The organism is Nostoc sp. CmiVER01 (assembly GCF_034531135.2).
Taxonomy (GTDB): Bacteria; Cyanobacteriota; Cyanobacteriia; order Cyanobacteriales; family Nostocaceae; genus Nostoc.
In genome coordinates this window covers 178,810-203,327 of sequence record NZ_JAVRBU020000006.1, presented here as the reverse complement: position 1 = coordinate 203,327, position 24,518 = coordinate 178,810, and the positions used below count along the sequence as shown (strand labels likewise).

Sequence of the window (24,518 nt, the reverse complement as noted above, 5' to 3'; positions counted from 1 at the left end):
TCGCGCTTCGGCACTGTAATTCTTCCCCCAATCCATCGGCAGGATAAAAGGGGGTAAAAAATCTAACTTGCTCTGGTGGGAATTATGAACCGAAAAAAAATACACGATATCGTTTTTTACCTGCACCAATATATCGGTTTTATTGTTGGACTGGTGCTGCTTATTGTTGGCTTAACAGGTAGCCTGTTAGTTTTTGAGCAAGATTTCGATCGCTTTATGATTACTCAAAAGTATGGACAGATTACTCCCCAACAGGTGCAGTTATCTCCAGAGTCTGTGCTGAATACAATTGAAGCGAAGTATGCTGCGCGAAGTGATCTCCATCTTTTTCGTATTTATTTACCAGATACTTCTTCTTCTCCTTACGTGGGGCAGTTGTCATCAACTGATGAGCAAAGGATAGAGGTTTTTGTCAACCCTTATACAGGCAAAATTATCGGTGAGCGTATATCGGATAACACTCTAATAGGTATGCTCCTCAAACTGCACGTTAGCTTAATGGCAGGCGAAACTGGAACTATGTTTGTTGGCATTGCTGCCTTTCTAATGTGTATCCTCACCGTCACAGGTTTAGTTCTCTGGCCTGGTTGGCGTAAGCTAATTATCGGCTTCAAAGTTAAGTTTGATGCTCATCCCAAGCGGGTGAACTTCGATATTCACAAAGTGGCTGGCATTGTCAGTGTGGTTTTTTTATTCTTTACTGGCTTTACGGGCTTTTGCTGGAATTTCTACGATTTGACTGAACCAATCATTTACGCTGTTACATTCACCTCAAAACCATCCGAGCTATTATCCAAGCCAATTCCTGGTAAATCGGCTTTCGGACTGACAGAACAATTGAAAATTGCCGATGCTGCCTTACCTGGTGCTGTTACTAAAAGCATTTACTTGCCTGGTAAACCAGAAGATGCTTTACAAATTCGTATGAAGCTACCGCAGGAAAGTTCAGATTACGGTGATAGTAATGTTTATCTCGATCAGTATAGTGGTAAGGTTTTGCGAGTTGATAATGCTTTAAAGATGCGGTTGGGCGATCGCGTCCTCAATTTTTTTGTACCTCTGCACTACGGAACTTTTGGTGGCTTACCAACCCGCATACTCTATGTATTTGTCGGACTTGCACCATTGATTTTGTTCGTTACTGGCTTTGTGATGTGGAAGCATCGCTATAAAACAAAATCTAATACAGGATTTATTAAACGTTCTGTTTTAAAATAATTACAACAAAAAAGCGCCCCCCATTTCTGGGGGCGCTTTTTATTTAGCTAAATCTTCAGAATTAACCGTTGATAGCAGGAGCAGTCAGAGCAACAGGAGTAATTTCACCAGCAGCTAAGTCTAAGGGGAAGTTGTGAGCGTTGCGCTCGTGCATTACTTCCATACCTAAGTTGGCACGGTTGATTACGTCTGCCCAGGTGCTGATAACGCGACCTTGAGAGTCAATTACTGATTGGTTGAAGTTGAAACCGTTCAGGTTGAATGCCATCGTGCTGATACCCAAAGCGGTGAACCAGATACCGACGACAGGCCAAGCTGCTAGGAAGAAGTGCAGTGAACGGCTGTTGTTGAAGGAAGCGTATTGGAAGATCAAACGACCGAAGTAGCCGTGGGCTGCAACGATGTTGTAGGTTTCTTCTTCTTGACCGAACTTGTAACCGTAGTTTTGTGATTCGGTTTCGGTGGTTTCACGCACCAAAGAAGAGGTAACCAAGGAACCGTGCATTGCAGAGAACAAGGAACCGCCGAATACACCAGCCACACCTAACATGTGGAAGGGGTGCATCAAGATGTTATGTTCTGCTTGGAACACAATCATGAAGTTGAAGGTTCCAGAGATACCCAAAGGCATACCATCAGAGAATGAACCTTGACCGATTGGGTAGATCAAGAATACTGCGGTAGCGGAAGCCAAAGGTGCGCTGTAAGCTACGCAAATCCAAGGACGCATACCTAAGCGGTAGGAAAGTTCCCACTGACGACCCAGGTAGCAAGCGCAACCGAGCAAGAAGTGGAAAATTACCAATTGGTAAGGGCCACCGTTGTACAACCACTCATCTAAGGAAGCAGCTTCCCAAATGGGGTAGAAGTGCAAGCCGATAGCGTTAGAGGAAGGAACAACTGCACCAGAGATGATGTTGTTTCCGTAGATCAATGAACCTGCAACAGGTTCACGGATACCGTCGATGTCTACTGGAGGTGCTGCGATGAAAGCGATTACGAAGCAAACAGTAGCAGCTAGCAGGGTTGGGATCATGAGTACACCAAACCAACCGATGTAAATACGATTGTCGGTGCTTGTGATCCACTCGCAAAAGCGATCCCATACGTTGGCGTCAGAGCGCCGTTGTAAGGTTGTGGTCATTGTTTTATAAGTGCTATGGGTTGTCAAATATGGAACAAGCAAGATTTATTTTGCCTGTTGAAATACAGTCTACATGAATTTACTTTGACGCGATCTCTGACTTAATATTCTGTAACAAAATACTTTAACAAGCTCATCGAACTGTAAAGTTTTCCTACTAGAAACAATAGTCATAAAAGTAATGGATTAAGGCGTTCTAAGGCGTTTCAACACTGAACTAGCTATAACTTTCAATGAGGCGATCGCTTAGTTAACTTTCTTTACATTTCTTTACAAAGAGTCTGTGAGAAAAATTTTGAGTTTTGTTGATTTGTAAAGAAATAATAAGTTGTAAGTTGTCTTATGTTTTATCAAAAATCAAAGTAAATGTAGGGCAAACTGCCTTCAGGAGCTAATAACCAAACAGCGTAGAAACATAGGGGAACGAAAACAAGCTTAAGAGGCCAGTTAAACTCTAACTTCAGTATTCGGTTGAAGGTATAGACTACAGCCATAAGGGCAGCTATGGCTATAAGTACGCAAGCGAGTTGAGATTGGCTCATATTTAAGGCTTCTACATAGACTTTTTCAGCAAACTGGGCGTCAGCCGGATAACCCCAAAGATGGCGAATTACTAAAGAAGAGTCTTGGAGATTAGGTAGGCGGAACCAAATCCAAGAGGTAAAAACCATCAGTTGAGTTAATAACCAAGCGACAAAGATACCCAGAGGATTTTGCCAGAATTGTTCTAGATTTTCAAAGCGATCGCTCATACTATCTGTAAGTCGATGAACCACCAAGGCTAAACCGTGGAATATGCCCCAAACTACATAACCTAAAGCAGCACCGTGCCAGATACCAGCGATTAGCATCACAATAAATAAATTCCAGCAGGTACGGACTAAACCCCGACGGGAACCACCCAAAGGAAAGTAGATATAGTTACGTAGCCAATCTCCTAGAGTGATATGCCAGCGCCGCCAAAATTCGGAAATATTGGTGCTGAAGTAGGGAAAATCGAAATTTTCAGGTAGAACCAAGCCAAAAAGCATCGCACTACCACGGGCGATGTCTACGTAACCGTTGAAATCTAGATATAATTGCAAACCGTAGGCGAATGTAGCTAACCAGAGATCGATACTACCCGCCCGTTGTAGATTACCAAAACATAAATCGACGAAAATACCAAGGTGGTCTGCAAAAATACCTTTTTTGACTGCGCCTCTAGCAATCAACCACAGTGCTTCAGCAACTCTATCGCTATTGGGTAAGTTTAATGTATTGAATTGATTTGCTAAGTTGTGGTAGCGCGTAATCGGCCCTGAAATCAGTTTTACAAAGAATAATTTGTAGGTAGCAAATTTGAGAAACTGATCGGTAGCAGGCGCACCACGATAAACATCTATTAAATAAGCAATGCATTCAAAGGTAAAAAATGAAATCCCTAAAGGTGCAATTAATTTAAAAGAGCTATCGGGTGAGTTTGTTTGCACATTAAAAACAAACTTGAATAAAGGAGTAAAATACTTATAACCTAATAATAGTAAAACATTTAGAACTATCCCCAGCCACAACACTTTTAAACGGCGGCGATTCCAGTCACCTTGGGCAAATTGCCACTCTTCATTAGAAATTTGCCAGTCAAGAGAATGTTTTCCTGGTGAAGTATTTTTACCAATCTCTAGCCCTACACGGAAATTAATATACGTCAATGCTAATAGTAATGGTATGTACTGGATCTGCAAAGATGCGTAGAAAACCAAGCTGGCAATTAGCAGCGTCCATAATCGCAATTTCTGTTGTGCTAAAGACCAATAAATTCCTAGTACACTCAACAAGAACAGCCCATAAAAAATTGATATAAAGTTCATTTTTTAGTTATTTGTCATTTGTCATTTGTTATTTGTGATTGGGCATTGGGAATATGTTCCCCTGCTCCCTCATCTCCCTACTTCACTGGCCAGGGAATCATCGGATCATTAGCCAGCTTTTTGGAAACTTCGTATGCTCCAAAGCGGTTGAGGTGGCTGGGATCGGAGAAGTAATCATTTGCTTTTGGCCACTGTTGACTCAAATCTCGATAAATAAAGTTGGGACTAGTAGCTAGACGCAACATATATTGCTGAAATTGTTGCTCATATTGTCTACGCACTGGATCTAAATAATCTTCTGTAAGAGGCATGTTGACAAACACTAAGGAAATTTTCTGAGCCTGGGTAAACTGAAGCACTTCTTGAAACGCAGCATCTTGCTGTCCTTCTATTTGGAAAGATTTATAGTCGTTGTCGTAATTTCCGGGAACTCTAGAATGTTTTTGATAGTATCTTGCAGGATTGAAGCGAATTGACAAAGGTAGAAAGCCATCAAAATCAACTGCTTGCTGGGAAGTACTTTCATCTGAAGTACCGTCTGTTAGCTGTTTTTGCGATCCAACCGTCTGATTGCGACCACTCATAAGCAGTTGTTTTTGCAGTAAACTTTTAATTTGGTCGCGGTTTGAATAGCTAGCAGAAAGAGATGCTAGAGCCTGATTTAATGACTGATTCACAGCCTCATAGGCGCTAATTTCCGGCTTTTCTTCTTTTATCTTTTCTTCTGCCGAATTTACCTTATTTTCGGGTAAATCGCTGCTATTAGCATTTGTTGGGGCTTTTTGGAATGCTTGTTTATAACCAGCTGATGTAGCGATTGATTTAAAGGTAATATCCTCACGTCCACCGTTAAAGGCACGGGCCCCATCTGCCCAGATAATTATTTTAGGCAGTTCTGATGGTTCCAATACGTGGCGAATCACAAAGTCTACAACTTGTGCAGTAGCACCGTTGATCCCAAAGTTAAATACATCAAGATTTGGATAGCCTTGAGTCGCTAAAGCTTTAGAAAGTGCTGCGGGATCTACTCCCCTGAGAGCGCGGGAGGAGCCAATAATCAACACATCTGGCGGAGTACCAGTTCTAGCTAAACGCTGTTTATACAGTGCTAGTTGCTCGTCTAACTGCCTGACATTAAAACTTGGCATCTGCGATCGCGCTGCTAAAAGAATAGCGGTAGCGGTTGCTTTTTCCTTCAGTGGTGCGGCTGCTAATTTATTTGTCGGGGTATCATCACTTTGGGTAAACTCCGAAGCATTAAATACAGAACTCTGATTTGGAGAAGATTTAGTTTTGGAAGTGCTGGTAAAAAATGTTGTTTTCTCACTCTGAGTTTTCCCAGATATTAAAGATGCCTTTTGCCCAGAAGATGATGAAGGCAACACACTGGCTACTTTTGACGAGGGTGTAGTAATTGCAATAATTCGACCCAACACCCAATCAGTTTGAAGGGTAAGTAACAATCCTAGTGTTCCCCATACTAAAGCAACCTTAAGTCCTTGAACATCAGGACTTTGTTCTGCTGACTGATCGCTTTCGATAAATAGCTGGCTTTGTAACAGGAATTTTTTTGTGGTTGCACTCGCCGTTGTCATCCAATCTCGTGCGACTTCTGTGACAAAAGTTTGAACTTCTTCTGTTGTTAAGTCGGGGCGCAAAATTGGCTCACTAGTCTCAGAGGTTACTAGCTCATTAACGTATTTAGAAGTAGCAGCAAATTCTGGAGTTGCTTCTGGTACCAAACGTTGACGATGCTCAATATCAACGCCATAGTTCCAAAAAGGTTCTTTATTCCCAGCCCGGCGACCGTAGACACGTACCCCCATAATACCGGGGATTTTTAACTGGCGGATAAACTGTGTAACTTTAGTTGCTACTTGTTGACGCCCTGGACAAACAGGTGCATCACACATGATGTGCAATAAATTATTTTTGTTCAGCAGAAGTACACGAACTCCGCCCGTTAATAAACGCCAATCTAAGTCAGGATTGAGTAAACGCTCTAGTAAAAATATGATCGCTGGTTCATCGCCAGTATTTGCCAAATCTAACGGTGATGTGGCAAAGGCGGGATAATTTGTCGCAGGTAAAGCTACCCAATCAATCCAAGTTGGTTCATTGTCGCCTGCTTTTTGTCCGTATATGGTGGCGGCGAGAATGCCTTGAGGTGCGATCGCTTCTAGCTGCGGTAAAATCGCCTCTAAGCACACTTCTTTGTCGGGAATTGGCGCAGTCCCTAAAGGATCAAAAGCTGGGCTACAAAAGATATGTAGTGTTGATTCTTTCAGAAAAGCTTGGACAGCTACTTTTAACCCTGACAATACCTCAGTTAATAATCGCGCGATCGCTTGTATATCGCCCCAACGCGCCCATTCCTTCAGCATTACCTCTGGTGGGGTTAAATCCACCCGCAGCAGCCAATCCGGGGCTGTTTCACCGCTCACCTGGGAAACAATTACTGCATCTTGGTAGCCAGTAAGCTTGAGATAACGCAACTTCTGTGCTATTGGTTCGGCAAGCAATGATGCATCGGGGCTATAGCTCGACTGGCAAAATATCCACAGGCGATCTTCTTCCGCCTGAGAGTTCTTTGACTTATATGGCTTAATCTTTGCCTGTACTGATACACCTAAAGTACTCAGAGTTTCGCTTAGATATCGAGCGATCGCTTCTGGGTTCCCTTGGCGTGCCAAACTTTCGTTAGAGACAATCAGCGCCCCAGCCGATTGCTTTGATTTTTCCGAATCTTCTAGCAGCGCTTGCTTTACCTGCTCCAGGTGCTTATCTATTTGATTCAAGTAAACCCGATGGCACCATGAGGGGCGCTGCTCCCCTTTTCTTCGGCCATAGACAAATACTTGATATATTGAGGGTTGTTCGTCACTTGTAAGAACATCTAAGTCTGTCTGCTGTAATGCTTGCAGCAAGTCAGACAAAGTATGCCAACGTTGCGGACATTCTGTACCTTCACAAAGAATATGAAGGTTATTTCCACGTAACCGGACTTTCACCCCGAAAGTGTTGATCCCTGTTGCTTGGCTTACCCACTGTACTAAGGATTGCTGGCGATCTGGTAATACTGTTTTCATGCTCAGTTAACTTTACAAGAAGCGATTGTTGGGGGATAGTGCCTGCACTTGTAAACTAGAACCATAGGTTTACCACACTCTGACGTTTTTTTTTAACAATTTTGTTACCTTCGTAGCTCATAAAATCGGCCAAGATAGTCTTGTACAGGTTGCAAGTCTGACTAATGTTGAGTTTTGCGTTTATTTTACTAATAGGGAGTCAAAATTAAGAAGTTAGGAGCTAGGAGAGACGAGACTAATCGCGTCTGTACAAAAGCCAGGAGTCAGAATAATTCTATATGACTGGCTGATGAATTGTCCTTTAAAACTGGACTTGCGTCCTACTAAGCTAATGACCCGGATGGGCGAAACAAACAACAAGCTTATCTCATTTAAACTCCGTGTATTGATGATCCTCGGAGTAATCATAATTCCTAACTCCTGTACAGACGCGATTAATCGCGCCTCTACTAACTTCTAATTCCTGACTCCTTTTGACTCATATTCCCATAACCAAGAATTAGCAATGCCTCCTGCCTACCAACAACCCTCAACTAACCCCACATCCAATCTGGATTTCTTTAGCATTCCCCAATCTTTCCTTTTACAAATAGGTACAGCGTCTATATTACTGCTGCTCATTACCGGAAAAACTACAGTAAGGGCACTAGAAGCCATAGGGGAGGCAAGTGAAGAATTATTGCGAGGCGATCGCCTACCCAATCTCGACTTCCCAGAAGATAGCGAAACTAATCAAACTTAGAAAATATACACCAAATAATTATTTGCTCAGGAAAAACTTGGTGAGCATTAATTGCACAACCTAGAAGCGTAAACAGTTATTAGCTTTACAACAATAGAGAATATGGGTTCCCTTTTATACTCTTCGTCTCAAACTGCTGATATATACCCGGTGTCGGAATTATTTTTGCGTCATCGTCTCCAGGTAGTGGAAGAATTGTGGGAGTCAGTTCTAAGGCAAGAATGCGGTCAAAACATGGTAGATTTGTTGCGAGAGTTGCGAGATTTGTGTTCACCAGAAGGACAAGCAACAAATGACCAAGCATCCTCAGCCGTAAAATTGATTGAACAACTAAATATTAATGAAGCAATTCGCGCGGCTCGTGCTTTCGCTCTGTATTTTCAGTTGATAAACATCATAGAGCAGGAATACGAACAACGGCAGCAATTGAGTCGCTATGAGGTAGAAACAGAGCCTATAGATGCAGAAATAGCATCTAATGTCAACTATTCTTCCAATCAAAGAGAAGATGACGCGCCTGTTAGCAGGGGAATAGCAGCAGAGTTGCTCAGAAAGAATTATCTAGAAAAAGCGCAAGTCAAACCAAAAGGTACTTTTGCTGCCTTGTTTCCCTATTTATTCAAACTGAATGTACCACCCCAGCAAATTCAACGTTTAATTGCACATCTGGATGTACGGTTAGTTTTTACAGCGCACCCAACAGAAATTGTTCGTCATACCATCCGGGATAAGCAGCGCCAGGTGGTACAACTTTTGCAAAAACTGGATGCTTTGGAAAACTATTCTGGTGCGGCAACTGGGGGATATGCTTGGGAAGCAGCAGATGTGCGCGAACAATTGCTCGAAGAAATTCGCCTCTGGTGGCGTACAGACGAACTTCACCAGTTCAAACCCACTGTGCTAGATGAAGTAGATTATGCCCTGCACTACTTCCAAGAAGTTTTATTTGATGGCATTCCTCAACTTTATAGACGTTTCAAACACACCCTATCGAATACCTTTCCTTGGTTAGAACCACCGAGTAAAAACTTTTGCTCTTTCGGTTCCTGGGTAGGCTCAGACAGGGATGGGAACCCATCAGTCACACCAGAAATTACCTGGCAAACAGCTTGCTATCAGCGCAAAATGGTGCTTGGGAAATATATTCAGTCAGTGAAAAATCTGATTGAATTATTGAGTGTGTCGATGCACTGGAGTGATGTTTTACCAGATTTACTGGAATCTTTAGAATTGGATCAGTCCCAGTTGAGTGAGGTATATGACGCACTGGCGTTGCGTTATCGGCAAGAACCATATCGGCTCAAACTGGCTTATGTGCTCAAACGCCTAGAAAATACTCGCGATCGCAATCTAGCTTTGTACAATCGGGAAACGCCAAAAAATCAAGATAGTCCCCTGTATCTTTCAGGAGCCGATTTTTTAGCAGAACTGCGGATGATTCAGCGCAACTTGACAGAAACAGGTTTAAGCTGTCGAGAATTAGAAAATCTGATCTGTCAGGTAGAAATTTTTGGTTTTAATTTGACACAGTTAGATATTCGCCAAGAATCATCTCGCCATGCCGATGCGCTCAATGAAATATTGGAATACCTGCAAATATTACCTCAACCTTACAACGAACTATCCGAAGAGCAAAGAGTCGCTTGGCTCACAGGAGAACTGCAAACCCGCAGGCCATTAATTCCGGCAGAATTGCCATTTTCTCAAAAAACCAACGATGTAATTGAAACCTTTCGCGTCGTGCGATCGCTACAACAAGAATTTGGTCTAAATATCTGCCAAACTTACATTATCAGCATGTGCCGCGACGTGAGCGACGTGCTAGAAGTATTACTGTTAGCCAAAGAAGCCAGACTTTTTGACCCCGCCCTTGCTGCCGGAACAATTCAAGTTGTCCCCCTATTTGAAACAGTAGAAGACTTACAACGCTCCAGAAGCGTCATGCGGAAACTGTTTGAACTCCCCTTATATCGCGCTTTATTAGCTGGCGGCTACGAACAAACAAAAACAGAGGTTGTTGTGGATGAAAATTTATCCCCCCCTGCCTCCCCTGCCTCCCCTGCCTCCCCTGCCTCTCCTACACCCTCCCCCCTCTCCCCAAACTTACAAGAAGTAATGCTGGGGTATTCTGATAGCAACAAAGACTCTGGGTTTTTAAGCAGCAACTGGGAAATTCATAAAGCCCAAAAATCACTGCAACAAATAGCAGAAAACTATGATGTAAATTTGCGGATTTTCCACGGACGCGGTGGTTCTGTGGGACGAGGTGGTGGCCCTGCTTACGAGGCGATTTTGGCTCAACCGGGTCATAGTATCAATGGGCGAATCAAGATTACCGAACAAGGGGAAGTTTTGGCTTCTAAATACTCCTTGTTGGACTTGGCATTGTACCACATGGAAACGATTACCACTGCGGTAATTCAAGCTAGTCTGCTGCGGACAGGGTTTGATGATATTGAACCCTGGAATGAAATTATGGAAGAATTAGCAGTGCGATCGCGTCAACATTATCGTGCTTTAATCTACGAACAGCCTGATTTTGTTGACTTCTTCCACGAAGTAACCCCCATTGAAGAAATTAGCCAGCTACAAATTAGTTCCCGTCCGGCCCGCCGTCCATCTGGTAAGAAAGATTTAAGTAGTCTACGAGCTATTCCTTGGGTATTCAGTTGGACACAAACCCGCTTTTTACTTCCTTCCTGGTACGGCGTAGGCACAGCTTTACAAGAATTTTTGAACGAAGAACCAGAAGAACACTTGAAATTGCTGCGCTACTTTTACGTTAAATGGCCGTTCTTCAAGATGGTGATTTCTAAAGCCGAGATGACGTTAGCAAAAGTAGATATGCAAATGGCGCATCACTACGTCCAGGAATTATCAAAACCAGAAGATCAACTTCGTTTTGCCAAAGTTTTTGATCAAATTGCTAGCGAGTTTTATCTCACAAGAGATTTGGTATTAAAAATCACCGATCACAATCGACTCTTAGATGGCGATCCTGTCTTGCAACGATCTGTGCAATTACGCAATGGCACAATTGTCCCCTTGGGATTTATCCAAGTTTCACTGCTCAAGCGTCTACGGCAGTCACTCAATACTACTGCTACTTCTGGAGTCATCCACTCTCGTTACAGCAAAGGCGAGTTACTGCGAGGAGCATTGTTAACTATTAATGGGATTGCTGCTGGGATGAGAAATACAGGTTGATTGGGAATGGGGAGTGGGGAAGAGGCAGGGGAGCAGGGAGCAAGGGAGAAGAATTTTCACCTTTGCTTCTTTTCAATGCCCAATGACAAATGACAAATGACAAATGACAAAAAATAGAATTTTAATTTGCACTTTTTTGGCGCTATCAGCAGGTTTTTTTGGTGCTTACATCAGTGGGCAAATCACCATAATGTTGCATAGCCAAAAGTGTCAAAACCAACCTTGGGGTTTCAAGGAGATGTGCAACGCTTGGGTGACACCAGGAGCAATATGGCAAGGTAGCACAACAGGGATGTGGACAGGCACTATCTTAGGGGCGTTTGTTGGTGGTTTAGTAACGCGACAAGCTCGTAATTAGTCTGTTGGCTACCTAAGTGAAGGTGAGCTTGACCAACTTTGGTGTCAGCAAGACTGGTAAAATCTACCCATAACGAAGAAGAGTAAATCACCATGCCTACCGAAACTAACCCAGGAAATCAAACTACCACAGGTGCTGATGCTATTGATGAGGCGATCGCACAGGGAATTGATTTTGATGGTTCTCCCATTCCGCCTGCCAAACTAGAACTTTATGGTAAAGTTATGGCGCTAGAAGCCAATAGACAGCGCAGTGGCGTATCTAATACTATGCGATCGCGCATTGTGCGAATTGGTGCAAAACACATTCCCCAAGCAGAACTTGACCAATTACTTGTAGATGCTGGTTTTGCACCCTTAAAAGAAAAAGAAATTGCCTTTTTCTATAGTGGTAAATAATTGTTAATGTTTTACAACAGGTTTCATTTATTTGAACCAAATATGTACTAGGGACGCAGCAATTGCCCATTGGTGTCAAATTAAGAAGATAAAGCCCAAATATTATTGGGTTTGACACCAATGATAGCTGTGCGCCGCTACGAACTCCAACCTAAAACACCGTTGTATCTATCAAAATGGTCAAGATGCAAGCAAATAAATATTTTCCAGTGGAATCTCTCCCTGCTCACTGTCTTAAACGCATAAATAAATATCTCAAATAACTAGCTGGTCTGTATTTGAGCAATATTCACCTATTTGACTGTTTAAATTTGTCTTTTACTAAAGCCAAAGAAATTCGCAAATCACTCCCCCAAGAATTAACAGTCAAGAGTTAAAAAACTCTAGACTATTAGCTCAAGACTTAACTTCCAAGTGCTGGGGATGAGCAGGAGATTCAAACTTATACCCTACGCCACGTACAGTTTGAATTAATGCTGGCTGACTAGCATCAATTTCAATCTTCTTGCGAATTTGCCCGATATGGACATCTACAACCCGTTGGTCGCCAACGTATTCATAGTCCCATACTTCTTGGATTAACTCCGCACGCCGCCAAACTCGACCTGGATGACTGGCTAAAAAATGCAACAAATCAAATTCCAGAGCAGTTAAAGGTACTGCTTGGTTATTAAGCGCCACTTCCCGCCGTACTGGGTCAATCATCAGTTTTTCAAATACCAAGCGTTTTTGCTCGGCAGTCGTTATCACTCGTTGACGCCTCAAAATTGCTCCGACTCTGACTTCTAACTCTCCTAGCCCAAAAGGCTTGGTGAGATAATCGTCAGCACCTTTAGCAAAGCCGCGAATTTTGTCAGCTTCGTCAGCACGGCTAGTCAACATCAAAACAAACACACCATTACGACCTTGCATCTCTTGGCAGAGGTTAAACCCAGTTACATCTGGTAAATTCACATCTAGAATCACCAAGTCGGGGTTAAATTGCTCAAATAGATTTAAGGCTGTTTTTCCATCTTCGGCAGCCTCTACCTGATAGTTCTGCTTAATCAGAAAGCGTTGGATTAAATTTCGAACCGCAGGATCGTCGTCAACTACAAGAATCTTGGCAGGAGCCATGACCATTACTTTGCACAAAAATTCGTAAGATTAACAAAAGGTTTGCGTAAAAACGCAGTTGCCACTTAGTGGCTAACTAAGAATCTACATGTCTACGGGATGAGATTCCTGATTATTCAAAAATAAATACTCTAATCAGGATTGTGGGCAATGAGAACGCTAAATTTCTGTTAGGCACAGTATATAAGCACTCTGACTTTAGCCGCAACAATTCTTAACACCATGACACGTTCTTGATCCTAGTTAGGTGGTAACTTAAAACGTCTCAATTTTAAATCGATATGCGGATATATACCACAAGCGATTATTCAGTATAATTAAAAAATTTCTATTAAGGCACAGTAAGTTGCCAAATCTGAAACATTAAAGTTGATATTTTCATAAAAACTATGTGTTTTAGGTACTCTCCCTTCAAATTCTAGATTAAAGCCAGAATTAGACAACGACATGAGGGTATACACGGAGTTATATCGATATGTTAAAGTGGCTATAGTTAGAATTACAAAGTCTGATTAAACTAACCCGTGCTACTATCCTGTTAGGGCATAAAATTAAGTCGGAACTTTAGTTTCGATTAAAACAAAACCTAAAGCTGTTTTTTATTCGACAAAAGACTGCCGCTGACTGAGGCTGAATTAACAAACTCCCATGAGCGATCAAAATCCCTACGATAAACTTGGGGTATCAGAAGAGGCTAGCTTCGATGAAATTCAGGATGCTCGTAATCGCCTATTCGAGCAATATAGTAGCGATGCCAAGCATTTAGAAGTAATTGAAGCTGCTTACGATGCGATTTTAATGGATCGCTTACGGATGCGCCAAGAAGGTAAAATTAAAGTCCCTGAGCGTATTCGGTTTCCAGAGTTGCGAGTGCAATCGCCTCCTAAAGAAAGCCCAGCCCCTCGTGAACAGTCACCTGCATGGCTGCAACGGATGCTGGATAAGCCTTCACCTGCTGATATATTCTTACCAGGAGCTTGGTTTCTTGGTTTGAGTTCTATCAGTGTGTTTTACCCAGAGGGAGGCGATCAAGTTTTGCAGTTGGCATTGGTAGTTGGGGTAGGTACTAGTATTTACTTCCTCAATCGCAAGGAAAGCAAATTTGGTCGAGCAGTTTTGTTCACCCTGGTCAGTTTAATAATTGGCTTAATCGTGGGGGGACTACTTGCTGGCTGGCTCTTACCACAAATACCATTCCTAAATTTATCATCGAATCAGTTCTCTACTGTACTAACGTTTATATTATTGTGGTTGGTTAGTAGCTTTCTACGGTAAATGCTACCCGTAAGCAAGTTTCCGTAAAGAAGGCATGGTTTATATGTGTTCTTCTCAAAATTTGAGAGTCAGGAGTCAGAATACCTATTTTGACTCCTATTTTAATTTGCAATCTGAATACCGATTAATTCAATCTGTTGCAGTTAGAAAGCTTTTCTAGACAAATTGTTTAGGTTTTAAGACTAAATCTACAGCAGCGCTGAAATCCTTAACGATTAAGTCGGGGTGGTAAAGTTCCAATTGGGTGCGATCGCGGATGCCACATTCCACAGCCATCACCTTAACCCCATAATTTGTAGCTGCGGTGATGTCGGCTTCCGTATCTCCTACCATCCAGGTATCAGTAGCCGGGGGCAGTTCTTTTAATGCCCTAGCCATCAACAATGGCTTATCTTCAATATCACGAGTTTTAACGTAGTCGTTACTCAAGCAATAACAACGGTTTTCTGGGAAAAACCTTCCTAAATTGTGTTTTTTGAAGGCATAATCCAGTTCCCGAACTCGGCGCATGGTCATCACTGCTAAATCAATGCCAGCTTGTTGAATTTTTAATAGTGCATCCACAGCACCAGGCGCGAGGGTGTCATAGTCAAAGTAGGGTTCTGTATGCACAGTTTGCCGTCGCAACTGGGCAAATTCTTGGGCTTGGGCTTCGTCTAACCCAGAATTCAAGGCAATTTGTTTTTCGGGAACACGCGATCGCTTTAACTGCCAAAATTCTGCTTTCGGAAGTTCTTGCACTATTTGGTTTGGGCGACGGGTTTTCTCTAAACAGAATTGATAAACACGGTAGTACCGTTCGGAAACATCAATAATTGGGCCGTCGAAGTCAGTAATAAGTCTTAGCATCGGCGGTAAAAGTTAATTTTTATTAAGTTTATCTCAGATGTATGGCTATTTTTTCAGGGTATCAAGTCTAGCTAAAGGTTTTTTTGTAAACTCTTTTTAAGAAAGTATCGACAATGACCTGGAGGAAAATCTTCTAACTCTCCAAAAATTTCATACCCCAAGTGCTGATAAAATTTGGGAGCTTGGAAGCTGTAAGTAAAAAGATATGCGTTTAAGCAGCCACGATTAACAGCCTCTTGCTCTGCTTCCAAAAGAAGTGCTTTTCCATATCCATAACCTCTTAACTGCTCTGCAACCCAGAGAGTAGCAATATGGAACCATCCCAAGCCGATAAAACCCTCCAAGCCGCCCACGACATTTTTTTCTGAATCACGAAGTAATAGAAACAGTGGCGTATATTGGTAATCTCCAATCTTGCCTATATTGAAATCTTGAAGTTGCTTGTCAATAAAATCAATTTCTTTAGAGTCTGGATGAATTTCAATTGATATTTTGAACTTAGGCTTCATTGCAGCGTACCGCGTTTAATTTGTTCGCTTTCAATGGCTTCAAATAAGGCGCGAAAGTTACCTTCGCCAAAACCTTGAGCTTGGTAACGGCGTTCAATAAATTCAAAGAAAAATGTCGGCTGTTCAAATATTGGCTGAGTAAAAATTTGTAGTAATAAGGGTGCAATATTTCCTCCCTCTAAAGGAGTAGATTCTTGCCAATCCACGAGAATTTCCTGTTGAGTGATCGCTTCTAGTTCTAAGGGTGATAGAGGCAATCCTGGACGCTGTTTTAGTTGCGTGTAATAGCTTTGGGGAACTGAGAGTAAAGATAAATTACTGGCACGAAATTTAGCGATCGCACTCACAAGATTAGTTGTTCGCAAGGCAATATGTTGAATACCCGGCCCCCGATTGACATCTAAAAATTCCTGAATTTGGGAATTTTTGGAAGCTGGTTCATTAATTGGCAATTGGACGCTACCGTTGTGCGAAACCATGACTTGACTGTGTAAAGCAGAACGATTGGTTTTAATTTTAAAAGCCTGCTGAGGTTGAAAATCTAAGATATTTTCATACCAAGCGACAGCATTTTCTAATTCACCAACAGCCACGTTTAACACTATGTGATCTATGGCGGTAAAAGTGTTGTCATTAGTTATTTGTCCTTTGTCAAAAACTAATGACCTTTCGATCAACGTATGAGTCAGTCCACCCCAGGCGGCAATTTTGCCACACTTAAGGAATTCTGTACCCACCTGGCGTTCCTGGGTGGGTTGTAGGATTGTAGCACCGTGTTTTTGAGCTAGTGCGATCGCGCCTTCTACATCTTCGACAGCAAAAGCGACATCTGCTACACCAGGGGGATATTGACGCAGAAACTCAGCTACTGGACTTGTGGGTAACAGTGGTGAAGATAGAAAAAAGCAGACAGCACCACTTTTTACCACTTCTGTACAAGTGTGAAATGAAATGCTGCGATCGGCTACTGCTTGAAAACCAAGATGGTGGACAAACCAATCCCGCCATACTTTGGCGTCTTCTACATAGAAATGAACGTGATCAATTTTCATAGATACTGAAAATCCAGCATAACAGCTTATATCTCTGTAAATTTTGCCTTTTTTGCTAAATTTTCAGGTCTTTCTTAGGCAAGAATTATGTAAGCTTACTCCCACATTAAAAGAACAAATGACTATCAGATTGAATATTAATTTCCATTGGCACAGCTTGCGGTTCGGCAGAAAGGGCAAAGAAAATCGCATTGGCAGCAGTTTCAGGACTGAGCATTTTTTTCCGGTCTACTTTTAGGCTGACGTTATCCCAGAAAGGAGAATCTACCCCACCAAAGTAGAATAGCGTGAACTTGATACCAAAACGCTTGAGTTCCTCTGCCATGCATTTGCTGAAACCGACAACACCAAACTTAGAAGCAGAATAGGCTGCTGCCATTCCCATCGAATGCTTGCCCAGAATTCCAACCACGTTACAGATGTGACCAGACTTGCGCTTTTGCATCTCTTCAGCAGCCGCTTGAGTGGTGTAAAAGCTGCCTTTCAAGTTGACATCTAACATTTTGTCTAAATCAGCAGGTTCCAGGCTATTGTAAGGCTTGAGTATACCAGCACCAGCCACATTCACTAAAATATCGATTTGACCAAACTCAGCGATCGCCTTTTCTATCAAAGTATCTACCTGTTTGGGGTCAGTAATATCGGTGGGAATACTCAAAACTTGCCCTGGTAAATCATTTGCCAGTGTTGTTAAACGAACTGCATCTCTGGCAGCCAATACCAACCGGACTCCAGTTGGCGCAAGTTTGTGTGTTAAAGCTGAACCAATGCCACCAGTAGCACCGACAATAACAACGACTTTATCCTGCATTGTAAAATTTACATTTATTTACATCTTTTTACATAATACAATACTGAATTACAGACTCAGATTGTAGGTACACATGTAGAAAGTATTTATTCACATAGCGGTATTACCTCATATTCCTTGCTACTGGCCTTTAATGTAAATGTGGGAGATGATTCTAGATATTTGGTGAAATTAGAACCTAACTTTAATTCTTTAATAATTGAATTAGGAGATTTTCTAGTTATTTTCTGTAGCTCTGAACCTAGCTTGGACACAGATAATTTAGTTTCAGGAGATTTAATTTGTATATCTTGAATAATTTCTAATAGTAATTTATCTAATGTTTCTCCATCAAAATTTTCCACAGAATCTTTTTTGTCTTTTTGAATAGATTGTGCCGATGAGTTATCTATAACAGGAATTATCTCTTCAATTTCTGGTTGTTTTGAATGATGTTTAGTATTAATATCACATCTTTCTTGAAATAAAGTTGCAACAGCCACTAAACTATTTAATCGAGTATTGATTGATTCCTGTTCAGTTTTGATTAAATCTTGAATTTTATCAACCACTTGTTCCAAAGATGGAATTTCTGTTGCCATTGATAAGGAATAATGAGTTAATTTACCAGTATTCCGGTTTTCTATTTGCAAATTTTGTCCTTGTCTACGTACCCAGTAAACAATTAATCCTTGATTTTGAAGTTCGTTACAGAGATGAATCAAAATTCCATCGCCAGAACAGACCAAGATTTCTTTAACTGTTGGATAAGAGCGTAAGACACAAGCACCAAGTGCGATCATTTTTGCATCAGCACTGTCTTTACCCCCAGGCACATGGACAAGTTGATAACCACGATTGTATAGTTCAATATCTTGCTTACCAGTACTGGGATTTCTCCAGTTAGCAAATGCAATTTTAACTTGGAGAGGATACTTACAGACACTAGCTAAAAACAATTCTGAATTAATATCTAATTTTAAGTTTTCTGCATCTAAAAGCAGAAGTGAGATTCCTATCTCTAATTGATGTTTAATTTCAGTTTTTTGTTGAAATTTTTGGATAAATTGGTTGAAGGTAGCAGATTCTAGCCAATCAGGTGATAATATAGTTTGCAGCAGTTCTTCAGCTAATGTAAGACTAAAAGAGCTAAGACTCTTCTCTGTAATTTTTGCTTCTGGTAAGTCTTTTACTAAAGGAACTTCCGTAGTTTCAGTTATAGATACTTTAGTATGTCCATTGCTGTTAGCAAGTAACTCACCTTCTAAAGAACGAGGTAATGCAGGCTCAAGAAATTGTTTCCCACAATTTTTGCAGAGGTAATTCTGCTTGTCATTCCGACGACCATTTTTCCGATATAAAGTAGATTCGCACCGAGGACATTTCATTTTGTGATTTGGGTAGTCTAGAGTAGATGCTTGCCTCTCAATATACAGTGTAAAAAATTACTGTCAACATCACTTTGCATTGCTCAACATAACGAAAACTCAAAACAAGCAAAAATTAGATTTCAATCCTAATTTACGCAAGACTATGTGGTAGCTTACTGAATAGCTATAATTTTAGAAAAACTTCAACTAACGCGGGCGAAAACATAGTCACGGGTGCGAGAATCCACAGGGTTAGTAAAGATTTTATTTGTAGTACCAAATTCAACCATTTGAGTAATACGATTTTCATTACTACAAAAGAAAGCCGTAAAATCAGATAGACGAGTAACTTGCTGCATATTGTGAGTAACCATCACAATTGTCAACTCAGAGCGCAAGTTATGGATCAAATGCTCAACTTTCATACTACCAACAGGATCAAGACCTGAACAAGGTTCATCCATTAATAGAACGTTCGGTTTGACTGCTAAAGCACGGGCAATACATAGTCTTTGTTGTTGGCCGCCAGAAAGCTCTAAAGCAGATTTATGCAGCTTATTTTTTACTTCATCCCAAAGTTCGGCAGCTTTGATAGCAGATTCAACGATTCCATCTAATTCTACTTTCGGATGCCATCCAACTAATTTCACCCCATAAGCAACATTATCATAAACGCTCATGGGAAAAAGATTTGGCTTGGGAAAAACCATACTAACTTGGCGGCGTAAGCGATTAATGTTGACACGACGCTCATAAATACTTTGTCCAAAAAATTCTATTTTTCCTTCAACCCTCGCATCTCCTTCTAATTCACTCATACGATTTAACGATTTAAGAAAAGTAGACTTGCCACAACCACTAGAACCAATAATTGCCGTGACTTGGTTTTGGTAAATATCCATTGACACGCCTTCAACTATCTTTTGAGCGTCGTAAGAGAAGCTGAAGTTTTTGACTCTGATGGCTGGAATTAGTTTACTCATATCCCCAAAACGTATGAAATAAAAGTTGACGAAGTAAAGTAGTACAAATCAGCAGCGCTGTTTCACTATGTTACTCCCAAAAGGGGATATTCATTGAAATTACGTAGTTATACAGTAGTCAACCAGCAGATAAGCTGTTAGCAAAGATTTATATTAAAGCTATGCTTCAAAAATCATCTTTTATAAATTTTTATACCCACCTTTGTCACATTGACATATATTAGGAATCGTATTTGATTTTTGAAATTATCTATGTGAGTGGGGAGTGGGGAGTAAGGAATAGCTTTTCAGCAATCAAACATTAGTTCTATATATAGCAATCTGATCGACAAAAATTATTAAGTCATGATAAAACTTGCCTTAACCAAAACGCCCTGAAATGTAGTCGCGGGTGCGGGGGTCTATTGGGTTGTTAAAAATTTGCTCTGTAGCGCCAAATTCAACCATTTGACCTATCCGACTTTCATCAGTGCTAAAGAAAGCTGTAAAATCAGAGACGCGAGCGGCTTGCTGCATGTTATGGGTAACGATCGCAATTGTCAATTCAGACTGCAAACTATGGAGTAGTTCTTCAACTTTCATAGTAGCGATGGGGTCAAGAGCCGAGCAAGGCTCATCCATCAGCAGAACTTTCGGCTTGACTGCTAAAGCACGGGCAATACATAATCTTTGTTGTTGACCACCAGAAAGCCCTAAAGCTGATTTATCTAGCTTATCTTTCACTTCATCCCAAAGAGCAGCACTGTGAAGTGCAGATTCGACAATTTCATCTAATTCTACTTTTGAGTACCTGCCTGCTATCCTCATACCGTAGGCAACATTTTCGTAAATGCTTATCGGGAAAGGATTGGGTTTTTGGAACACCATACCAATTTGGCGGCGTAACCGATTGATGTTGACACGAGGAGCATAAATATTTTGACCAAAAAATTCTACATCTCCTTCAACTTTCACAGGCCCTTCTAATTCGCTAATGCGATTCAGAATTTTGATAAAGGTAGATTTACCACAACCACTAGGGCCAATAATTGCGGTTACTTGCTTTTGATAAATATCTATTGACACCTTTTCAATCGCTTTTGTTGTGCCATAGTAAAAGCTGATATTTTTAACTTTGATAGCTGGTATTAGGTTACTCATGCTGCTAATTTGTAATTCTTAATCAATATATAAAACAAGGCTTTATACTGAAGAGTTCTCATTTTAATATCATATTCTACCAAGATGCGAAACAATAGAAAAAGTTATTTATTCTATTTCATTCTTCTTTGTTTAATAACTAAGCGAGAAAGAACATTGACACATAAAATTAAGCCTAGTAGAACTATAGATGTAGTCCAGACTAATTGGTTTCTTTGCGGATCGGGGTCGTTGTAGAGGTTAAAAATTAATACTGGTAAGGAAGCTGTTGGACTTAATAATCCTTCTGACCAATCTAGACTAAATAAAGCAGTAAAAATTAATGGTGCTGTTTCACCAGCAGCACGAGCTATAGCTAATAAAATGCCTGTAGTAATTCCGGGAATTGCAGCAGTGACAACAATGCGAAGGGTGGTTTGAAAGCGAGTTCCACCCAAAGCAGCAGAGGCTAGACGTTGTGATATAGGAATCAGCTTTAAAGATTCTTCTGTTGTCAGTATAATTACAGGTAACATAATTACGGCTAAAGCAAAACCACCTGCGATCGCACTAAATCCTTTAGTTACTAAAACTATCACGCCGTAAGCAAATACGCCTACAACTATTGAAGGCACGCCTGTTAGAATACTGCTGATAAAACGAACAATACTAGCAATTGAGTTGGTTTGACCAAATTCTGCTAAGAAAATTCCTGTCATTATTCCTGTGGGAATGCTTAAAATAGCACCAATTACCACCATGATTATAGTTCCTAAGATGGCATTGCCAAAGCCATTGTCAATAACTGCTTTGACAAACATTTCTGATTTCAGTCCAGAGATTCCCCTAACGAAAATTTCCCACAAAATTGATAATAAAGGAATGAGTGCTAGAACTGTAAAACCAAAGGCGATCGCATTCATTGCGTATGTAAATATTACTCGCTCTGTTGGCAGAGGGCTGCATAATTCTGTTGCTAGGGATTCATCAGTTTCTGACTGGATATAACCACTCATAAGTTTTACAAATTTTGATTAATAAATGTCTTACTACACGGTGAAAAAGTATCATTTTTTTATCCTACCAACCCACTTTACTAATAGTACAGCCCCAATATTTACAGCTAGAGTCAACCCAAACAAAATCAACGCCAAATAACTTAAAGCGCCTATATGTAACCCAGGTTCAGCTTCAGCAAATTCATTAGCTAATACAGAAGGAATTGTATAACCTGGATTGAGTAAAGAAGTACTGATTTGAGCAGAGTTACCAATCACCATAGTGACAGCCATTGTTTCACCTAAAGCACGTCCCAAGGCGAGCATTGCTGCGCTAACCATTCCAGAAAATCCAGCTGGTAGCAAAACCCGAAAAATTGTTTCCCAACGAGTGCCACCTAAAGCCATAGATGCGCTACGTAATTCTTTAGGGATAGCCATTAAAACATCACGAGTAATTGCTGCCATTGTGGGCAAAATCATGATGGCTAGAATAATTCCAGCAGTCAACATATTAGTTCCAGAAGGATCTTCTGTATTAAATAGTGGTATCCATTTAAAAGTGCTGGCTAGCCATTTTTGTAGAGGTTCTAGAACTGGAATAAAGACAAAAATTGCCCACAAACCAATAATGACACTGGGAATTGCTGCAATTAATTCAACAACAAATGCTAGGGTTGTTCGGAGCGATGGAGGTAAGAAATTTTCACTAGTAACTAGGGCTACTGCTATGCCAATTGGGACGGCGAATAAAATAGCGATCGCACTACTTACCAAAGTTCCATAAATATAGGGTAATGCACCAAAAAGCTGATTACCCGTATCCCAATCTTGGCTCCACAAAAACCCCAATCCAAACTGCTTAATAGCTGGTAGAGCTTCGTGTGAAATTACCCAACTCATCAAAAATAGCACTGCAACGGTAATCGCGACAAAAAAGTATACTAGCCGTGTAAAACCTTGGTCAAACCAGAGATTTGTGCCGCCAATAGCTGTGAGATTGAAATTTTCATCACTTTGATTTAAATCATCTGATGAATTTCCGTCGGCTGGTTCCAATGAATTTGCCATTACAAACTAATAAAATAGATTTTTTCTTCCTAGTAAAGTGATATCAGTTATCAATGAATAGTTAACTAATAACTGTTCACTGATAACTGTTAATTGTTCACTGTTTTAAGAGACTTTTAGACCCCTTTTTAAAGAGGTTGGGGGATCTCTTATGTATAAGTCCTAAAAATTACAAATTAAGGCTTGACAGAGTTATTCACTGTCTGAAGCACCCGATTTGCTACATCAGATGGAATTTTGGTGTAGTTAAGGTCATCGTTATACTGTTGACCATCTTTCAATACCCAATTAATCCATTTTTTTATAGCATCAGCTTTAGAAGCATTAGCATACTGTTTGTAAACCATTATCCAGGTAAGACCGACGATAGGATAACCTTGTCCTGGATCTCCTACAAAAACGCGGTAGTTATCTGGGAAAGTGACAGTTGACAAAGCTGCGTTTGCAGATTGTAAAGAAGGAGCAACAAATTCTCCTCTCTTATTTTGTATCAGCGCCGATTTCAGATTATTTTTGACAGCGTAGGCATATTCTACATAACCAATAGAACCAGGAGTACGAGATACCAAAGCAGCTACGCCTGGGTTGCCTTTGCCTTTGAGGACGTTTGGCAGAGTCCATTTGGGAGCAGTGTTAACTCCAACTCTGCCTTTAAAATAACTGCTAGTAGCACTTAAGTGGTTAGTGAAAATGAAAGTTGTACCGCTACCATCGGCGCGAACAACAAATTTAATTGGTTGATTTGGTAGATTGACACCTGGATTATCAGCTTTAATTTTTGCGTCATCCCATTTGGTAATTTGACCTGAGAAAATTGCCGGTAGTGTACTGCGGGATAATTTGAGATTATTAACACCTGGAACATTGTAAACAACAGAAACAGCACCGCCTGCTGTGGGTACTAATATTACACCGTTCTTGACTTTAGCGATTTCACTATCTTTCATTGCAGCATCACTACCACCAAAGTCAACGGTTCCAGCAGTGACTTGACGAATACCGCCGCCGCTACCTATTGCTTGGTAGTTAATTTTTAAGTCTGGATACTTGTTTTTTACTTCACGAGCATAGCGTTCGTAAAGCGGAGCCGGAAAAGTTGCTCCTGCACCATTGAGAGTTTCAGCTTGTGCGATCGTGCCAAAAAATGGACTAAGTGCAACAGAAGTTGTCACCACTGAGGTAGCAACGACACGATTCAAGATGGTGGTCGAAAAAATCATATAACCTCTAACTTAAAGGAATACTTTCCTGCTGTAATTCCAGCTTTAAGATAAGTTACATTTTTTTTGGTTAACAATGAATAAACAATAGATTAAGCTGTGTTTAAATATTATTTATAAATGTTTTTTCTTTTTTGAAATTTGATTGATGAGGCTAAAT

At 40.8% G+C, this 24,518-nt stretch carries 20 protein-coding genes; 6 read left to right on the top strand and 14 right to left on the bottom strand.

Annotated features, from left to right (window positions below; translation table 11 throughout):
- The first annotated feature begins 84 nt into the window (after positions 1–84).
- Positions 85–1,218, top strand: coding sequence for a PepSY-associated TM helix domain-containing protein (locus RMZ43_RS11630; protein WP_322646609.1), 1,134 nt, complete (start codon positions 85–87; stop codon positions 1,216–1,218).
- Positions 1,219–1,279: 61 nt separating this feature from the next.
- Here RMZ43_RS11630 and psbA read toward each other — a convergent pair whose 3' ends face one another.
- The 3 genes from psbA to RMZ43_RS11615 all read right to left on the bottom strand — a co-directional run bounded on the left by psbA (position 1,280) and on the right by RMZ43_RS11615 (position 7,301).
- Entirely contained in the window at positions 1,280–2,362 is a 1,083-nt protein-coding gene (gene psbA / locus RMZ43_RS11625) for a photosystem II q(b) protein (protein WP_322646608.1), read from the bottom strand.
- A 350-nt stretch (positions 2,363–2,712) separates the two neighbouring features.
- On the bottom strand, positions 2,713–4,212 hold the full coding sequence (locus RMZ43_RS11620; protein WP_322656227.1) for an MBOAT family O-acyltransferase: 1,500 nt from the start codon (positions 4,210–4,212) through the stop codon (positions 2,713–2,715).
- Positions 4,213–4,289: 77 nt separating this feature from the next.
- On the bottom strand, positions 4,290–7,301 hold the full coding sequence (locus tag RMZ43_RS11615; protein WP_322656226.1) for a DUF1574 family protein: 3,012 nt from the start codon (positions 7,299–7,301) through the stop codon (positions 4,290–4,292).
- A gap of 505 nt (positions 7,302–7,806) precedes the next feature.
- Here RMZ43_RS11615 and RMZ43_RS11610 point away from each other — a divergent pair.
- From RMZ43_RS11610 to RMZ43_RS11595, 4 genes are all read left to right on the top strand, one after another.
- A complete protein-coding gene (locus tag RMZ43_RS11610) occupies positions 7,807–8,043 on the top strand; it encodes a hypothetical protein (RefSeq protein WP_322646605.1) in 237 nt (78 codons plus the stop codon).
- A gap of 102 nt (positions 8,044–8,145) precedes the next feature.
- Entirely contained in the window at positions 8,146–11,250 is a 3,105-nt protein-coding gene (locus tag RMZ43_RS11605) for a phosphoenolpyruvate carboxylase (protein WP_322646604.1), read from the top strand.
- 103 nt (positions 11,251–11,353) lie between these two features.
- The gene (locus RMZ43_RS11600) at positions 11,354–11,608 is read left to right on the top strand and encodes a hypothetical protein (RefSeq protein WP_322646603.1); all 255 of its coding nucleotides are present in this window, start codon (positions 11,354–11,356) and stop codon (positions 11,606–11,608) included.
- Between the two features lie 92 nt (positions 11,609–11,700).
- Positions 11,701–12,006, top strand: a complete 306-nt coding sequence (locus RMZ43_RS11595; RefSeq protein WP_109007959.1) for a small RNA NsiR4-regulated ssr1528 family protein — start codon at positions 11,701–11,703, stop codon at positions 12,004–12,006.
- Between the two features lie 396 nt (positions 12,007–12,402).
- Here RMZ43_RS11595 and RMZ43_RS11590 read toward each other — a convergent pair whose 3' ends face one another.
- Positions 12,403–13,122: a response regulator transcription factor gene (locus tag RMZ43_RS11590; RefSeq protein WP_322656225.1), complete on the bottom strand. Its 720-nt coding sequence runs from the start codon at positions 13,120–13,122 to the stop codon at positions 12,403–12,405.
- A gap of 648 nt (positions 13,123–13,770) precedes the next feature.
- Between RMZ43_RS11590 and RMZ43_RS11585 the strand changes: the two genes are divergently transcribed.
- Positions 13,771–14,397 (top strand): CPP1-like family protein, encoded by a 627-nt coding sequence (locus RMZ43_RS11585; protein WP_322656224.1) that lies wholly within the window; start codon positions 13,771–13,773, stop codon positions 14,395–14,397.
- 156 nt (positions 14,398–14,553) lie between these two features.
- Here RMZ43_RS11585 and RMZ43_RS11580 read toward each other — a convergent pair whose 3' ends face one another.
- From RMZ43_RS11580 to pstS, 10 genes are all read right to left on the bottom strand, one after another.
- Positions 14,554–15,246, bottom strand: a complete 693-nt coding sequence (locus RMZ43_RS11580) for an HAD family hydrolase (RefSeq protein ID WP_322646600.1) — start codon at positions 15,244–15,246, stop codon at positions 14,554–14,556.
- A gap of 71 nt (positions 15,247–15,317) precedes the next feature.
- Positions 15,318–15,755, bottom strand: a complete 438-nt coding sequence (locus RMZ43_RS11575) for a GNAT family N-acetyltransferase (RefSeq protein ID WP_322646599.1) — start codon at positions 15,753–15,755, stop codon at positions 15,318–15,320.
- Complete coding sequence (gene hppD / locus RMZ43_RS11570; protein ID WP_322656223.1) at positions 15,752–16,807, bottom strand: 4-hydroxyphenylpyruvate dioxygenase; 1,056 nt, start codon at positions 16,805–16,807, stop codon at positions 15,752–15,754. Before hppD ends, RMZ43_RS11575 begins: the two co-directional genes overlap by 4 nt.
- 106 nt (positions 16,808–16,913) lie before the next feature.
- Complete coding sequence (locus RMZ43_RS11565; RefSeq protein WP_322646597.1) at positions 16,914–17,618, bottom strand: SDR family oxidoreductase; 705 nt, start codon at positions 17,616–17,618, stop codon at positions 16,914–16,916.
- A gap of 86 nt (positions 17,619–17,704) precedes the next feature.
- Positions 17,705–18,985 (bottom strand): IS1/IS1595 family N-terminal zinc-binding domain-containing protein, encoded by a 1,281-nt coding sequence (locus RMZ43_RS11560; RefSeq protein WP_322656222.1) that lies wholly within the window; start codon positions 18,983–18,985, stop codon positions 17,705–17,707.
- A 185-nt stretch (positions 18,986–19,170) separates the two neighbouring features.
- Positions 19,171–19,950: a phosphate ABC transporter ATP-binding protein gene (locus RMZ43_RS11555; RefSeq protein WP_322646595.1), complete on the bottom strand. Its 780-nt coding sequence runs from the start codon at positions 19,948–19,950 to the stop codon at positions 19,171–19,173.
- 360 nt (positions 19,951–20,310) lie between these two features.
- Entirely contained in the window at positions 20,311–21,090 is a 780-nt protein-coding gene (pstB, locus tag RMZ43_RS11550; protein WP_322646594.1) for a phosphate ABC transporter ATP-binding protein PstB, read from the bottom strand.
- 113 nt (positions 21,091–21,203) lie between these two features.
- Positions 21,204–22,085 carry a phosphate ABC transporter permease PstA gene (gene pstA, locus RMZ43_RS11545; protein ID WP_322656221.1) on the bottom strand — a complete coding sequence of 294 codons (882 nt, stop codon included), beginning with the start codon at positions 22,083–22,085 and terminating at the stop codon, positions 21,204–21,206.
- A gap of 51 nt (positions 22,086–22,136) precedes the next feature.
- The gene (gene pstC, locus RMZ43_RS11540) at positions 22,137–23,138 is read right to left on the bottom strand and encodes a phosphate ABC transporter permease subunit PstC (RefSeq protein ID WP_322656220.1); all 1,002 of its coding nucleotides are present in this window, start codon (positions 23,136–23,138) and stop codon (positions 22,137–22,139) included.
- Between the two features lie 176 nt (positions 23,139–23,314).
- Positions 23,315–24,358, bottom strand: coding sequence for a phosphate ABC transporter substrate-binding protein PstS (gene pstS / locus RMZ43_RS11535; RefSeq protein ID WP_322646591.1), 1,044 nt, complete (start codon positions 24,356–24,358; stop codon positions 23,315–23,317).
- Between the last annotated feature and the right edge of the window lie 160 nt (positions 24,359–24,518).

What these genes read in the sequence shown, in the direction of transcription:
- RMZ43_RS11555 (WP_322646595.1), bottom strand. Translation starts at nt 19,950, where the DNA reads ATGAGTAAACTAATTCCAGCCATCAGAGTCAAAAACTTCAGCTTCTCT.
- RMZ43_RS11630 (WP_322646609.1), top strand. Translation starts at nt 85, where the DNA reads ATGAACCGAAAAAAAATACACGATATCGTTTTTTACCTGCACCAATAT.
- psbA (WP_322646608.1), bottom strand. Translation starts at nt 2,362, where the DNA reads ATGACCACAACCTTACAACGGCGCTCTGACGCCAACGTATGGGATCGC.
- RMZ43_RS11610 (WP_322646605.1), top strand. Translation starts at nt 7,807, where the DNA reads ATGCCTCCTGCCTACCAACAACCCTCAACTAACCCCACATCCAATCTG.
- RMZ43_RS11575 (WP_322646599.1), bottom strand. Translation starts at nt 15,755, where the DNA reads ATGAAGCCTAAGTTCAAAATATCAATTGAAATTCATCCAGACTCTAAA.
- RMZ43_RS11590 (WP_322656225.1), bottom strand. Translation starts at nt 13,122, where the DNA reads ATGGCTCCTGCCAAGATTCTTGTAGTTGACGACGATCCTGCGGTTCGA.
- pstA (WP_322656221.1), bottom strand. Translation starts at nt 22,085, where the DNA reads ATGAGTGGTTATATCCAGTCAGAAACTGATGAATCCCTAGCAACAGAA.
- pstB (WP_322646594.1), bottom strand. Translation starts at nt 21,090, where the DNA reads ATGAGTAACCTAATACCAGCTATCAAAGTTAAAAATATCAGCTTTTAC.
- RMZ43_RS11605 (WP_322646604.1), top strand. Translation starts at nt 8,146, where the DNA reads ATGGGTTCCCTTTTATACTCTTCGTCTCAAACTGCTGATATATACCCG.
- RMZ43_RS11565 (WP_322646597.1), bottom strand. Translation starts at nt 17,618, where the DNA reads ATGCAGGATAAAGTCGTTGTTATTGTCGGTGCTACTGGTGGCATTGGT.
- hppD (WP_322656223.1), bottom strand. Translation starts at nt 16,807, where the DNA reads ATGAAAATTGATCACGTTCATTTCTATGTAGAAGACGCCAAAGTATGG.
- RMZ43_RS11595 (WP_109007959.1), top strand. Translation starts at nt 11,701, where the DNA reads ATGCCTACCGAAACTAACCCAGGAAATCAAACTACCACAGGTGCTGAT.
- RMZ43_RS11620 (WP_322656227.1), bottom strand. Translation starts at nt 4,212, where the DNA reads ATGAACTTTATATCAATTTTTTATGGGCTGTTCTTGTTGAGTGTACTA.
- RMZ43_RS11560 (WP_322656222.1), bottom strand. Translation starts at nt 18,985, where the DNA reads ATGAAATGTCCTCGGTGCGAATCTACTTTATATCGGAAAAATGGTCGT.
- RMZ43_RS11585 (WP_322656224.1), top strand. Translation starts at nt 13,771, where the DNA reads ATGAGCGATCAAAATCCCTACGATAAACTTGGGGTATCAGAAGAGGCT.
- RMZ43_RS11580 (WP_322646600.1), bottom strand. Translation starts at nt 15,246, where the DNA reads ATGCTAAGACTTATTACTGACTTCGACGGCCCAATTATTGATGTTTCC.
- RMZ43_RS11600 (WP_322646603.1), top strand. Translation starts at nt 11,354, where the DNA reads ATGACAAAAAATAGAATTTTAATTTGCACTTTTTTGGCGCTATCAGCA.
- pstS (WP_322646591.1), bottom strand. Translation starts at nt 24,358, where the DNA reads ATGATTTTTTCGACCACCATCTTGAATCGTGTCGTTGCTACCTCAGTG.
- RMZ43_RS11615 (WP_322656226.1), bottom strand. Translation starts at nt 7,301, where the DNA reads ATGAAAACAGTATTACCAGATCGCCAGCAATCCTTAGTACAGTGGGTA.
- pstC (WP_322656220.1), bottom strand. Translation starts at nt 23,138, where the DNA reads ATGGCAAATTCATTGGAACCAGCCGACGGAAATTCATCAGATGATTTA.